We start from the raw sequence: 13,065 nt of genomic DNA, 5'->3' as shown, positions 1-13,065 counted from the left end.
TGGTGAATCCTTTTCGCGGTTGGTTGCTCTTATGGGGGTGCGGGCATCGAGGTCGGCACGTGGAGGAAGGGTTCTCATGACCGTAGTGGTCGTTGCCGTGGTTGTTGCGGCTGTGTCGGTTTGTAGTTGTGTGCTGTTCCTGCGTAATCGGAAGCGGTCGCGTGGGTAGGGGCACGCCGTCCTCGTGGCCTGCGGCGGACATTGTGGTGGCGGCCCAGGGCGGGGATGAGGCGTCGATTGCGGCGTTGGTTTCCGGTGCGCATCCGCATGTGCGGCGGTTCGCGTATTCGCTGTGCGCGAGCAGCCAGGATGCCGAGGATGCGGCGCAGGAGGCGATGATCGTGCTGTATCGCAAGATCGGAACCCTGCGGGCCACGGGTGCGCTGGCCTCCTGGATGTTTCGGATCGTGCGCAACGAATGCTTGCGGCGAGTCGCGGACATGGCCCGGCGCTCCGAAACGAGTGCCGAGGCGTGCACCGCCTCGGCCGAGGACGATGTGCTGGCCCGGCTGGAGATCGAGCGGGTGGCCGCCGCCATCGCAGCATTGCCCGCCGATCAGCGCCGGGTACTGATCATGCGTGATGTTCAGGGGCTGCCGGGAAGTGTGGTGGCCGAATCGGTCGGGCTGAGCACGGCGGCGATGAAGTCTCGGCTGCACCGTGCCCGCACCACCGTGCGCTCCGAGCTGGATGCCTGGAAGGAGGCGGCAGCGCAATGAACAGTCGTCTCACCTCCGGCGAAAGGTCTTTCGCCAGCAAGTCCATTCCTGCCCATCTGGCGCGAGGAGTCATCGGATTCGGGCTGCTCGCCGGATCGGTCGCCCTGGCACCGGTTTTCGGCGTACCGAGTCTGCTACTGCTGCCGATCGGTGTCCTGGCCCTGCGCGGCTGTCCCATGTGCTGGGCGATCGGCCTGATCCAGACGATCTCACGAGGACGCCTGCAACGCTCCTGCACCGACGACGCCTGCCACCTGACCCGCGTCGAAGGGAGCGTCAGGAGCGGACCGCGCGCACCGACACGGTGATCGCGGCCGCACCCACGATCGCGCCGACGGCGATGAGAGCCGTTGCCGCCCAGCCGAACCAGCTCACCGCGGCAGCGCCGAACGCGGTGCCCGCACTGCCGCCGACGAAGTACACCAGCATGTACGCGCTGTTGAAACGAGCTGTCGCGGCCGGATCGATGGCGAGTACGGTGCTCTGATTGGCGACCTGCGCGGCGAACAATCCGGCATCGAACAGGCCCAGGCACGCCAGCGTGACCACGGTATTCGACAGACTCGTCGCGAGAATCACGGTCGCGGCGGCCGCGAGCCCGAGCCCGGCCAGGATCACCCGGCGCGCCCCGACCCGATCGGTCCAAGCCCCAGCGACCCGCGTCGCCACGATGCCGAGCAGTCCGGCGCAGGCGTAGAGCCCGATGCGCTCGGCGGAATACGAGAACGGCGGTTCCGACAGGGCTACCGCCAGTCCGGCCCACACCACACAGAAGGCGAAGAACCACAACGCACCTCGCCCGGCAGCCAGCCGCAACACCGGGAACCGCGCGTACAGCCCCGGCAATCCGCGCAGCAGCCCCAGGTAGCTGGTGCCGGCGTTCCCGGTTTCGGCGGGCAGCACCGCGCGCGCCGCGACCGCCACCACCGCGCAGGCCGCCGCCAGCAGAAGCAGCATGCCGCGCCACCCGATGGCATCGGCCAGCCAGCCGCCCACGATGCGCCCCAATAGAATTCCCGCCGAGATCCCCGCCGTGACCACGCCCAGCACGGTCGCCCGCCGCGCCGGTTCCGCGAATCGGCCTGCCACCGAACTCAATTGGGCCCCGACCGAGGAGCCGGCCCCGATCACGCCGATGGCGAGGCCGAGCAGCCACGGTGACCCCACCGCCGCCGCCCCGGCCAGCGCCACCCCCAGCGCGCAGAACTGCGCCGCCACCACAGTCCGCGGCGCCACCCGGTCCACCAGCGGCACCAGCAGCGCGAGCCCCACCATGTACCCCACCGGCCCGCACGCCAACGCTCCCCCGACCTCGGCGAGCGATGCCCCGAACGACCCGGCCACCGCCGCGATGGCCGGCTGCAGCGGATAGATACCGGCAGTCCCCAACGCCGCCGCGACGGCCATGAACCACACCACCGGCGTCCGCAGGCCCGTAACCCGTTCAACGGCAATCAGTTCCGTTTCCATGCTCCCGACGCTACGAACACCCCACCCGTGCAGCTGGCGAGAATCAGACATCACCGTCAGGCCGGCAGCGGCATGACGGCGGTGTGTCAGCGCATTCCTTCTACTCCGGTGCGGGGGTTTCTGTTTCGCGATGACGGGGGCGTCGCCCAGGTGGTCGGTTACGGCACGTCATCGCCCGGCGTCGGTGTCGAGCTGCTGGGCACGGCGCAGCAGGAGAGGGTCGTGGGCGTTGATCAGCAGCAGGTCGGGGGACTGTCTGGTCCACAGCTCGGCGAGGCGTTCGTGGTTGGCGCGAACTGCGTTCATGTCGTGCGCGACAAAACGTTCCATTGCGGTCAGGGCTCGTGGCACCGGGGTGCGGCCGTCGATCTGGCCGTGGTGGTAGAAGGAGTCGCCGGCGTGGAAGATCCGTCGTTCGCCGGTGTCGACGGCGATGGCGGCGTGGCCGCGCGTGTGGCCGGGCAGGCTGATCATGACGAGGCCGGGGGTGATCTCGGTGAGTTCCTTGGCGGCGGCGAAGCCGAACCAGGGATCGCCGTCGCCGGGGGTGTGGCACACGAACGTCGGGTGGTGGTCGCGGTGGGTGGGCAGGTAGCGGGCCTTTTCGACGAAACCTGCCGGCTGCCGGGCGGCGTTCGCTTCATCGGCGGTGAGATGCACTCTGGCCCAAGGGAAATCGGCGATTCCGCCGGTGTGGTCGGCATCGAAGTGGGTCAGCACGATATCGCGGACATCACGCGGGTCGAAGCCGAGACGCTCGAGTTGCCGAATGGCAGACTCGTTCGCATCGAACCTGGGGCGCACGTAGAAACGTGCTGGACCGAATCGGGCTGCGGGGTCGGCGGCATCGCGCAGACCCAGCCCGCTGTCCACCAGCACGAGGCCGGTGTCGGTCTACAGGAGCAGGACGTGACACACCAAACCTGTGGGGGTGCATGGGGGATGCATGGTGCCGCAGTTGAGGTGGTGGACTTTCATCCCAGTGCCTCGAGCATCGCCGTCATGGCTGTGGGGGCTCCGGCGGTGATGCCCATGACCCGGGTACCGACAGGCAGGTGCGGTGCGAGCAGGCTGGAAGTCTCGACGACTCCGGCGACCTCCATGCCGGCGACGAAGGGCCCATCGCCCTGCGAATTGGCGGTGTAGCTGCCGTCGAGGGCGTAGCGGTCGGCACGGTTGAGACCGGCGGCCATGACCTGAATGCGGATGGCGCCCAACTCCTCTGGCAGCTCGCGGTCCTCACGGGCCCATTCGGTTCCCTTGCCGCCGATGAGTGCACGCATTGTGGTCTTCTCCTTGCGTTCGTTCGAGTCCATAGCGGGAGTCAGTCGCCGAGGTCCGGAGGTGTGGTGTTCAGCAGGCGCGAGTCGGGTTCGCCGCCGGTGGCGGCGGCACCGGCGAGGGCTCGCGCGAGGGTGAGCAGGTCGCGGGGTTTGTGTTTGTCCAGCCCGCCCAGCAGTTGCTTGAGGACGGTGAGCTGGTCGAAATAGATCCGCTCGATCGCCAGGTGCTCATGCTCGTCGAACACGAAATAGGCCGTCATCCTGGTCCGATGGGCCGATCCGGTGGGCGGTATTTTGCCCAGCGGCCCCAAATGGGTTCCCAGCAGCCAGAATTCGACGATCACCGCGTCGTGGCTGTGGCGCAGGGCGATGATCTCGTGGTCCTGGTCGGGGAACGCGACGCGGGTGTCGCGGTAGTAGTCGCGGACCTCGGTGTCGCCGTCATGGACGACCATCGGTGCGATCAGCTCGTAGTGCGGGTGCGGGAACGTCGACAGCGTGGCGTCCCAGTCCTGGGCCACCTCGTCGTGGAAATGATCGAGGACCAGCTTCTCCCGGGCGCGCAGCACGGCTTCGGGCGGCAGGGTGAATCGTGAAGACATGGTTGGTCTCTCCTCAACGCTGAGGGCCATGAGTGAGGTGGCCGTGGTGGAAGGTGGGGTGGGTACCCGGGTTGGTCCAGGCGCCGGTGAGTTCGCTGGACGGGAAGAACTGCAGGAAGCGGGGGTCGGCTTGATGGACGGTGACCACATCGGAAGTGCCCCAGGGGAAAACGCATGCCGGACTCCAATATCCACAGCGTGGGTTTTATGAGTCGCGACGATATACCCACAGTGTGGATTTGATCAAGGGTGTGCGGCAGAATGGCCGCATGACCAGCCCAGCCGCCTCGACGCGCCGGGGACGGCCCCCGAAAGGGTCCGGCCAGCTCACCCGGGCGGGGATCGTCGCTGCGACCCTCACGGTGATCGACGGCGACGGTATCGACGCGGTCGGCATGCGCGCGGTCGCACGCGAGCTCGGCGTCGACCCGAAGAGCCTGTACAACTACGTGGACGGCAAGGACGGGCTGCTCGATGCGGTGGCCGAGCATCTGCTGGGCTCGATCGAGCTGCCCGCCCGTCGCGGCGATCTGCGTGGTGACCTGCGGGCCATCGCGGAGGCGTTCCGCGATCGGGCCCTGCTGCATCCCGCGGCAGCAGCGCTGGTGCTTACGCGGCAATTGGCATCGGCGGAGGGCCTGGCACCGATCCAGGCCGTCCTGGAAGTACTGCTCGCCGCAGGCTGCGATCCGCGGGAAGCAGTCCATCTGATGCGGACGATGGTGGCCGCCCTCATCGGCACCCTGCTGCGCGAAGTCAATGCCGGCCCCACCTACGGGACCAGCGACATCGCCGGGATCGCCGCGCGCCGGGCGACGCTCGAACAGTCGGGACTGCCCGCCGTCGCGGAAGCCGCTCCCTACCTGGCGCGATTCGACAAGCAGGCGGAATTCGACTACACGATCGATCTGGCGCTCGACGCGGTCATCGCCCGCATCGACGGTTCGACGCGGAACTCCCGGTAGTCGGCGCAGTCGCCGCCCTCACACGGATTCGAGATGAGCCAGGGCCGCCTCGGCGGCATTGGCGCCGCACATGCCGTGGGCACCCGGGCCGGGCGGGGTCGCGGCGGAGCAGATGTACATGCCGGGAATCCCGATCGTATACGGGGACAAGGTGATTCGCGGGCCGAAGACGAGCTGGCGGATGTCCTTGGAGCCGGTCATGATGTCGCCGCCCGTGAAGTTCGGGTTGTGGGTGGCGAATTCGGCGGTCGGGCTGACGGTGTAGCCGATGACGCGGTCACGGAAGCCGGGAGCGAACTGCTCGATGCGCCCGATGATCGCCTCGGTGGCGTCGCCGGGATAGCCGTGCGGGACATGGGCGTAAGCCCACACGGGGTGGACATCGCCCACCGAGCGTTGCGGGTCGGCCAGATATTGCTGGCCCACCAGGACGAACGGTCGCTCGGGCAGCCGACCGGCATGGATATCGCGCTCCGCGGCGGCGACCTCGGCGAACGGACCGCCCAGATGGACGGTCCCAGCGCGGCGGGCGTCCGGATTGGTCCAGGGCACGCCCTCCGCGACCGCGAAGTCGACCTTGAACGCACCCGGTCCGCGCCGGAATCGCCGGTACGCGTGGGAGATTCGCGACGGCAGCCGGTCGCCGAGGATCTCGGCCACCGATTCCGGGGCCAGATCGAACATGGTGAGGTCGGCCTGCGGCAATTGGGTGGCCCTCTCGATCCGGACGCCGGTCTCGATCTTGCCGCCGAGGTCGGCGAGCAGGGCCGCCAGGGCATCGGCGATAGCCTGCGAGCCGCCGGCCGCCACGGGCCACCCGTAGCGGTGCCCCGCGGTGAGGATGCCCAGGCCGATGGCCGAGGTCATCGGCAGGTGCAACGGCCGGAAGGCATGCGCCGCAACACCTCCGAACAGCGCTCGCGCCTCCTCGGTCCGGAAGAACCGGGCCAGCATCGAGGCGGGCAGCGGGGTCGGTGCGCCGAAGCGGGCCAGGGTCAGCGGGTGCCGGGGCACCCGCAGCAGGGGTTGCAGGATGTCCTCGGCCAGGGCGTCGTAGCGGGCGGCGGGCGCGCCGAACAACGACGTCCACCGCTGCCCGTCGCGGCCGAGTCCGGCGGCGGTGCGCTCGACCGACCGGTGCAGGACGCCGGCCCGGCCGTCGGCGAGGGGGTGTACACAGTCGATCTCCGGTGTGCGCCAGGACAATCCGTATCGATCGAGTCCGAGTTCACGCAGGAACGGCGAGCCCGCGGCCATCGGGTGGACCGCCGAGCAGTGATCGTGCAGCAGTCCGGGAACGATGGCCTCGACGGTGCGGGTGCCGCCCCCGATCTCCTGGTCGGCCTCCAGGACGGTGACCCGCACGCCCGCCCGGGCGAGGGCCACGGCGGCGGCGAGTCCATTGGGCCCGCCGCCGACGACGGTCGCGGTGGTCATGCCAGCGCTCCGTGACCGTGCTGCTGCCGGTCGCGAATCTCCGCCGGGCCGGCCACTTCTGGCTGCGGCCGGGTCCAGGTGACCGCCAGCGGGATCGGGCCGTTGGGCAGCCACGGCTGTTCCGCCACCGCCTCGGCGACCTTCCAGGTGCCCCGCTCGATCACCCCGAGGGCGGCGTCGATGACCTGGTAGTGCTGCACCTTGCTGCCCCACGCCTGCGATTCCACCCAGACGACGATCGCCTCGCCCGGTTCGAAGCGGGCTTCGCGCTGTACGGCGGCGATGAAGTCCGCATCGTGCAGGTGCCCGTCGCCGAAGTTGAAGCCGATCACCGAGTTGCAGAGGAATTCGCCCTCGCGCACGGTGCGGGCATCGATGTCGGGCAGGTTCTTCAGCAGCACCGAGAACAGGCCGCGACCCTGGCTGTGCATGGTGCGCCAGGCGACGACCTGCTGCATGGTCACCTCGGCCCACGCCGGCTCGTAGCCGAATTCGACGAACTGGTCGATCTGGTTCTTGGCGGAGCGCGTCACCCTATCCAGTTTGCCCTCCGCGCCGGGGGCGAAGGCCCACACCGCCGAGGCCCAGTTGCCGGCGTACTGCCGCATGGACGGCAGGAACGACACCTTGTCGGGCCGGAAATTGCCGAGGATCGGGAAGACCAGCAGCCCGGCGATCAACCCGAGTGCCAGCCACGGCGAGGAGAGGTCGAAGACGCCGTAGCCGTGCCAGTTCGGGAAGCCCAGGAACAGGAACACCGTCGCGTAGGCGAAGAGCACGTTCCATTCCAGCGGCACCGCCAGCGGGAAGGTCGACACGATGAACAGGTGGAAGATCACCATCACCGCGACGGCCGCCAGCGTGAGCCAGCGGTTGGTGGAGAACAGCAGCACCAGCGGCGTGATCACCTCGACCGTGGTGCCGCCGACGTGCGCCATCACATCGGCGATGCGGGACGGGCGCAGATCGCGCGGGAAGTCCCGGTAGTGCGCGCGTTTGAACCAGGTGAACGGTACCGACGGGCTGTTGCTCACCATGGGCGGCACCACCTGCGAGAAGTGCTTGCCGAACTTGGAGACACCCGCGCCCACCCACACGACGACGATGAGCAGTTTCAGCGCGATGATCATGTCGACGAAGGGCAGCACGGCGAAGAAGAACAGTGCGGGCAGATACTGTTCGCCACGGGCGGCCAGGAAAATTGTCTTGTCCCGCAACCCGTTCAGGACGAGCAGCACGATCGGCGCGATGAGCAGCGCCGGATTCACCAGGCCGGAGGTGTTGCCCGGTACCGCCGCCGACAGCGAATCACTGTGCACGCCAGGCGAGAACAGCGCGACTGCCACGCTCACCAGCAGCGCGATGTACAGCGTGATGTCGAACCAGCCGCGCCGGTCACCCGCGGTGAACGGCACCCACGTCCACGGTCGCAGCCGGATGGTGCGTGGCCGCGCCCAGAACCGGATGCCGCCGGTCATGGGTTTCACCTTGCCCGCCAACGGCCCCCACGAGCCGGCGATGCCGATGCTCTCCAGCAGGACGGTCCACAGGATGACCTTCTGGTAGACGATCGGCTGGTTCCACCACTCGCTCACGTGCCAGAACGCGGGCAGATGCGAGGTGGTGGTGGCGACGACGATGCCGCCGAGGGCGTACAGCACGATCAGCTTCAGGATGTAGATCGTGTGCACCATGCGCGGTGAGCCGAAGCCGTGTTCGGCCCAGTTGACGGCCAGGATCCGCATGCGCTCCATGAGCGGCAGCCGCAGGAAGTCCTCGGGCTCCACGGCCGGCAGATCGGGTTCGATGAATCCCATGACGATGCTCCTTGCTGAAAAGTGGTGGGAATCAGAGCGTTTGCGCGTCGAGGCGGCGCAGCGCGGGTTTGTCGATCTTGCCGACCGCGTTTTTGGGCAGCTGGTCGAGAATCGAGATGGAGACCGGCAGTTTGTATTTCGCCAATCCCCGGCGGGCGTGTTCTCGAATGCCGTCGGCGTCCAGGGCAGCGCCGGTGGTGAGGGCGGCGAACAGGATCGGCTGTTCGCCGTAGACCGGGTCTGGCCGGCCCACGACAGCCGCCTCGGCGATCTCGGGCAGCTGGTAGACGACGGTCTCGATCTCCTTGGGGTAGATGTTCTCGCCGCCGCGGATGATCATGTCCTTGGCCCGGTCCACCAGGACCAGATAGCCGTCCTCGTCCAGCCGCCCGATATCGCCGGTGTGCAGCCAGCCGTCCACGATGGTGGCGGCGGTGGTCTCGGGCCGATTCAGATAGCCGCGCATGACATTCGGGCCGGAGATCAGGACCTCGCCGGCCTCCCCTACCGGCGCGTCGTCACCGTCCAGACCGAGGATGCGAATGTGCTGGCCCGGCAGCGGCAGACCGACCGTGCCCGGCTTACGTAGTCCGGCAATCGGATTGAGTGTGCTGGCACACGTGCCCTCGGACAGGCCGTAGCCCTCCACGACCGGGATGCCGTAGCGGGCCTCGAATTTCGCCAGCACCCCGATGCTCGCCGGGGCGGCCCCGCAGATGCCGAAGCGCACCGACGAGGTGTCCGGGCGGACGTCCGCGGGCCGATCGGCCAGCATGGCGTAGATGGTCGGCACGGCGGAAAAGTATGTGGGCCTGGCCTTTTCGATCCGGTCGAAGAAGCTGCCCGCGTCGAACCGGCCCGCGACGGTGGTGCGGCCGCCCGCCAGCAGCGGGGACAGCACGCTCACCACGATCCCGTTGACATGGAACAGCGGCAGGACGAGCAGGCTGTGGTCGCTCTCGTTGAGATCCAGCGCGTCGATGACCATTCCGCACATGGCGAGCAGGTTGGCGTGGTCGAGCATGACCCCTTTGGGCCGTCCGGTGGTGCCGCTGGTGTAGATGAGCAGGGCCAGCGCGCCGGGGTCCGCGTCGATCGGCTCGACGTCGATGCCAGGGCCCGCGAGCAGCTCGCCCAGGGGGACAACCGCGCACCCGGGGCCATCGAACGGCGCATCGGTGACCATCGCCTTCGCGCCGGCGTCGGCCACCTGGAAGGCGATCTCGTCGGCGACCAGCGCCGGATTCACCGGTGTGACCGCCGCGCCCAGCCGCCACGCGGCGAACAGCGTCACCACCAGGTCGGCGGTATTGGGCAGCCGCACCGCGACCACGTCGCCGGCGCCGACACCGTGGCCGCGCAGGGTCGAGGCGGCCCGCTGCACCGCCGCGAGGAACCGGGTGTTGTCGAGATCGGCCCAGTCGTCGGCGAGGGCGGGGGCGGTCGGGCGGGCAGCGGCCCTGCGATCGGGTAGTGCCGGGAGGTTCATGAGTTATGTCCTTGCGGGAGGAAAAGTGATGGCCACCACGGTAGAAATCGCCGGCCCCCGCGCCACCGTCGTGTGTGAACGAAGTTCCGGGCCGTATTTGTCGCCGGGAGACAAACCCGCTCGGCGAATCCGCCGCCACCGCGCGGTCCCGGATCTACCGTGGAGGGGTGACGGTTGCGCGGCGCGACGGCGATGTCGCGGTGGGCCGCTATGTGGAAGCGATCGCCACCCGGTTGAACGCCAGGGTGACGCAGGTGAGTGCCGCCATTCGCGACGCGCTGGAGGACGACATCGTCGTGCTGCGTGGCGATATCCGCACGGTGGACCTGCTCGGCGCGAGCGTCGAGGCCAATGTGGACACCCTGCTGCAGGCCATGCGCCACGACATTCCGGTGGACCGCATCCAGGCCCCCGGCGCGGCCGTCGAGTACGCCAGACGTCTTGCACAGCAAGGCATTCCGGTCAATGCGCTGGTGCGTGCGTACCGGCTCGGGCAGCGCCGGATGACCGAGATGGTGTTCACCGAGCTGCACACCATGGACATTCCGGCGGCCGAGCGTGTCACCGCCATCGAGCGCATCACGGCGATCCTGTTCGAATACATCGACCGCATCACCGAGCAGGTCGTGCTGATCTACGACGACGAGCGCGAGCGGTGGCTGGAGAGCCGGAACAGCCTGCGCGCGCTACGCGTCCGCGAATTGCTGACCAGCCGCAAGACCATCGACGCGGACGCCGTGTCCACCGCCCTCCGGTATCCGCTGCGCTGGCATCACGTGGCGCTGGTGCTCTGGTATTCGGACTCCGAGGACGACGAGATCCCCCGCCTGCAGCAGTTCGTCCGCGAGCTCGGGCAGGAGCTGACCGTGGAGGCGAATCCCCTGTTCGTCGCCACCGATCCGGCCAGCGCGTGGGCCTGGCTGCCCTATCGCGCGGATCCCGGCGATCCCGTCGCGTGCATTCGGGCCCGGGTCTCCGCCTCGTCCGGCCCGCCCGGTATAGCAATCGGCCCGGCCCAGCCGGGCCTCGACGGCTTCCGGGCGTCCCATCGGCAGGCCGAGCGAGCCCACGGCGTAGCGGTCGCCCGCGGACTGCCGAATCCGCTGCTGGCCGCGTGGGAACCGGGTCTCGCGGCGGCGGCGCTGCTGGGCGGCGATCTCGGCGAAACCCGCGAGTGGGTGGGCGAGGTGCTGGGAAATCTGGCCTGCGACACCGGCAATGACGAACGCCTGCGCGAGACCCTGCGCGTATTCCTGCGCAGCGGTTCGAGTTTCAAGGCCGCGGCCGGTGAACTGGATCTGCATTTCAATTCCGTGAAGTACCGCGTCGGCCGGGCCATCGAGCGCCGCGGCCGGCCGATCACCGGCGATCGGCTCGATGTCGAACTCGCCCTGCTGGCCTGCCACTGGTACGGCCCGGCCGTGCTGCACCCACAGGGCTGAGATCGCGAGCGGCCGCCGCGCGCGGAGGACAAGACCGGGACTCATCTTCGTCTCCGCGACACAATGGCAGCGGCGCACCGGCGGCCTACCTTTCTCGCTATGAATTCCCCCAATTCCACGAGGAGTGACTCATGGTGACCAATTCCGACTACGCCGCCGAACCCGCACAGGCCGACGAACTGGCCGCACCGCTGGATCTACTGCTGACCGGCTCGGCAGTCGGCATCGGCCGTCGGATGCTGCCCAACAATTCCTGGAGCCGGCTGGCCGTGCACCTGGCCCGGCGGCCCCGTGTGGTGGGCGGGCGGGTGTCGGCGCTGCGGCACGAACTGACGGATATCGCGCGCGGCCGGTCCGAACGGGCTCCGGCCAGGGCCGACAAGCGCTTCGCCGATCCGGCCTGGCAGAGCAATCCGATCCTGAAGCGCAGCATGCAGGCGTATCTGGCGGCCAGCGACACCGCCGAGGAACTGCTCACCGATGCGCATCTGGATTGGAAGGACGAGCAGTGGATGCGCTTCGTGATCGACAATGTCCTCGAAGGGGTGTCGCCGAGCAACAATCCGCTGCTCAATCCGCTGGGCTGGAAGGCGCTGGTCGACACCGGCGGGGCGAGCGCGGTGCGCGGGCTGCGGCGCTTCGCCGGCGATATGGCCCGAGCGCCCCGGGTTCCCGCCATGGTGGAGCCGAACGCCTTCACGGTGGGCGAGAACGTCGCGGTCACGCCGGGTTCGGTGGTGCTGCGCACCGAGGTCTTCGAGCTGATCCAGTACACGCCGCAAACCCCGCGGGTGCACACGGTCCCCTTGCTCATGGTGCCGCCGGTGATCAACAAGTACTACATCATGGATATCGCGCCGCACCGCAGCATGATCGAGTACTTCCTGTCGCAGGGCCAGCAGGTGTTCGCCATATCGTGGCGCAATCCCTCCGCCGCGCAACGGGATTGGGGTTTCGACACCTACGGCCAGGCCATCATCGACGCGCTCGGCGCCGTCGAGACGATCACCGGTTCCGAGCGCACCCACCTGCAGGCGTCGTGCTCCGGCGGCATTCTGGCGGCCATGACCGCGGCCCACCTCACCGAGATCGGGCAGGATCACCGGCTGGCCGGGCTGACCCTGATGGTGACCGTCCTCGACCAGGCCCGCGCCGGATTCGCCGCGGCCGCCATCGACGAGGAGACCGCCAAGACGGCCATCGCGGTCTCCCAGCGGCGGGGCTACCTGGACGGCCGCGCGCTGGCGGAGGTGTTCGCCTGGCTGCGGCCCACCGATCTGGTCTGGCGGTACTGGGTCAACAACTATCTGCAGGGCCGCGCGCCCGCGCCCTTCGACGTGCTGTTCTGGAATGCCGACACCACCCGCATGACCGCCGCCCTGCACCGCGACATGGTGCTGATGGGTGTGCACAACTCGCTCACCGTCCCCGGAGGGGTGCACATGCTCGGCACGCCCGTGGACCTGTCGCGGGTGACCGTGGACACCTACGTGGTGGCCGGGCTCGCCGACCACATCTCGCCGTGGCAGGCCTGCTATCGCAGTGCCCGGCTGCTGGGCAGCAAGGATTGCCGATTCGTGTTGTCCACCAGTGGCCATATCGCCGCGCTGGTGAATCCGCCCGGAAATCCGAAGGCCGCCTACCGCGTCGGCGCGCCCGACGACGCCGATCCGGCCGCATGGGTGGACAACACTGCGCAGCAGGCCGATTCGTGGTGGCCCGACTTCGCACACTGGCTCGCCGAACGCAGCGGACCGGACAGGGACGCACCGGCGACACTCGGCGCCCCCGATCTGCCGGCACAGGACCCGGCCCCCGGCACCTACGTACTCACTCACTGA

At 68.7% G+C, this 13,065-nt stretch carries 12 protein-coding genes; 5 read left to right on the top strand and 7 right to left on the bottom strand.

Features of this window, described 5'->3' with window-relative positions; all coding sequences use genetic code 11:
• Positions 1 to 161 precede the first annotated feature (161 nt).
• On the top strand, positions 162 to 719 hold the full coding sequence (locus ACFXHE_RS27570; protein WP_379387355.1) for an RNA polymerase sigma factor: 558 nt from the start codon (positions 162 to 164) through the stop codon (positions 717 to 719).
• Positions 716 to 1,027, top strand: coding sequence for a hypothetical protein (locus ACFXHE_RS27565; RefSeq protein ID WP_379387354.1), 312 nt, complete (start codon positions 716 to 718; stop codon positions 1,025 to 1,027). Before ACFXHE_RS27570 ends, ACFXHE_RS27565 begins: the two co-directional genes overlap by 4 nt.
• On the opposite strand, the gene ACFXHE_RS27560 is transcribed toward ACFXHE_RS27565, so the two are convergent.
• The 4 genes from ACFXHE_RS27560 to ACFXHE_RS27545 all read right to left on the bottom strand — a co-directional run bounded on the left by ACFXHE_RS27560 (position 996) and on the right by ACFXHE_RS27545 (position 4,074).
• Complete coding sequence (locus ACFXHE_RS27560) at positions 996 to 2,189, bottom strand: MFS transporter (RefSeq protein ID WP_379387353.1); 1,194 nt, start codon at positions 2,187 to 2,189, stop codon at positions 996 to 998. The two genes, ACFXHE_RS27565 and ACFXHE_RS27560, sit on opposite strands and share 32 nt — an antisense overlap.
• Positions 2,190 to 2,357: 168 nt before the next feature.
• Positions 2,358 to 3,068: an MBL fold metallo-hydrolase gene (locus ACFXHE_RS27555; RefSeq protein ID WP_379387352.1), complete on the bottom strand. Its 711-nt coding sequence runs from the start codon at positions 3,066 to 3,068 to the stop codon at positions 2,358 to 2,360.
• A gap of 95 nt (positions 3,069 to 3,163) precedes the next feature.
• Entirely contained in the window at positions 3,164 to 3,472 is a 309-nt protein-coding gene (locus tag ACFXHE_RS27550; protein WP_379387351.1) for an alcohol dehydrogenase catalytic domain-containing protein, read from the bottom strand.
• A 41-nt stretch (positions 3,473 to 3,513) separates the two neighbouring features.
• A complete protein-coding gene (locus ACFXHE_RS27545) occupies positions 3,514 to 4,074 on the bottom strand; it encodes an ester cyclase (protein ID WP_379387350.1) in 561 nt (186 codons plus the stop codon).
• Between the two features lie 269 nt (positions 4,075 to 4,343).
• On the opposite strand from ACFXHE_RS27545, the gene ACFXHE_RS27540 reads away from it, so the two are divergent.
• On the top strand, positions 4,344 to 5,039 hold the full coding sequence (locus ACFXHE_RS27540) for a TetR/AcrR family transcriptional regulator (protein ID WP_379387349.1): 696 nt from the start codon (positions 4,344 to 4,346) through the stop codon (positions 5,037 to 5,039).
• Between the two features lie 18 nt (positions 5,040 to 5,057).
• On the opposite strand, the gene ACFXHE_RS27535 is transcribed toward ACFXHE_RS27540, so the two are convergent.
• The 3 genes from ACFXHE_RS27535 to ACFXHE_RS27525 are packed head-to-tail and all read right to left on the bottom strand — an operon-like array spanning position 5,058 to position 9,782.
• Complete coding sequence (locus ACFXHE_RS27535; RefSeq protein WP_379387348.1) at positions 5,058 to 6,476, bottom strand: phytoene desaturase family protein; 1,419 nt, start codon at positions 6,474 to 6,476, stop codon at positions 5,058 to 5,060.
• Complete coding sequence (locus tag ACFXHE_RS27530; RefSeq protein ID WP_379387347.1) at positions 6,473 to 8,293, bottom strand: DUF3556 domain-containing protein; 1,821 nt, start codon at positions 8,291 to 8,293, stop codon at positions 6,473 to 6,475. Before ACFXHE_RS27530 ends, ACFXHE_RS27535 begins: the two co-directional genes overlap by 4 nt.
• Positions 8,294 to 8,324: 31 nt before the next feature.
• On the bottom strand, positions 8,325 to 9,782 hold the full coding sequence (locus tag ACFXHE_RS27525; RefSeq protein ID WP_379387346.1) for a class I adenylate-forming enzyme family protein: 1,458 nt from the start codon (positions 9,780 to 9,782) through the stop codon (positions 8,325 to 8,327).
• Between the two features lie 167 nt (positions 9,783 to 9,949).
• Here ACFXHE_RS27525 and ACFXHE_RS27520 point away from each other — a divergent pair, with 167 nt between their 5' ends.
• Positions 9,950 to 11,224, top strand: coding sequence for a PucR family transcriptional regulator (locus tag ACFXHE_RS27520; RefSeq protein ID WP_379387345.1), 1,275 nt, complete (start codon positions 9,950 to 9,952; stop codon positions 11,222 to 11,224).
• 131 nt (positions 11,225 to 11,355) lie between these two features.
• Positions 11,356 to 13,065, top strand: coding sequence for a PHA/PHB synthase family protein (locus ACFXHE_RS27515; protein WP_379387344.1), 1,710 nt, complete (start codon positions 11,356 to 11,358; stop codon positions 13,063 to 13,065).

It is taken from the genome of Nocardia sp. NPDC059229 (assembly GCF_042754165.1).
In the GTDB taxonomy this organism is placed as follows: Bacteria; Actinomycetota; Actinomycetes; order Mycobacteriales; family Mycobacteriaceae; genus Nocardia.
Note: the sequence above shows the minus strand (reverse complement) of the source record. Positions and strands in the feature narration are given on the sequence as shown.

Bases quoted from the DNA above. Each gene is read 5' to 3' on its own strand.
- ACFXHE_RS27535 (WP_379387348.1), bottom strand. From the start codon at position 6,476: ATGACCACCGCGACCGTCGTCGGCGGCGGGCCCAATGGACTCGCCGCC.
- ACFXHE_RS27525 (WP_379387346.1), bottom strand. From the start codon at position 9,782: ATGAACCTCCCGGCACTACCCGATCGCAGGGCCGCTGCCCGCCCGACC.
- ACFXHE_RS27550 (WP_379387351.1), bottom strand. From the start codon at position 3,472: ATGCGTGCACTCATCGGCGGCAAGGGAACCGAATGGGCCCGTGAGGAC.
- ACFXHE_RS27565 (WP_379387354.1), top strand. From the start codon at position 716: ATGAACAGTCGTCTCACCTCCGGCGAAAGGTCTTTCGCCAGCAAGTCC.
- ACFXHE_RS27530 (WP_379387347.1), bottom strand. From the start codon at position 8,293: ATGGGATTCATCGAACCCGATCTGCCGGCCGTGGAGCCCGAGGACTTC.
- ACFXHE_RS27560 (WP_379387353.1), bottom strand. From the start codon at position 2,189: ATGGAAACGGAACTGATTGCCGTTGAACGGGTTACGGGCCTGCGGACG.
- ACFXHE_RS27515 (WP_379387344.1), top strand. From the start codon at position 11,356: ATGGTGACCAATTCCGACTACGCCGCCGAACCCGCACAGGCCGACGAA.
- ACFXHE_RS27545 (WP_379387350.1), bottom strand. From the start codon at position 4,074: ATGTCTTCACGATTCACCCTGCCGCCCGAAGCCGTGCTGCGCGCCCGG.
- ACFXHE_RS27540 (WP_379387349.1), top strand. From the start codon at position 4,344: ATGACCAGCCCAGCCGCCTCGACGCGCCGGGGACGGCCCCCGAAAGGG.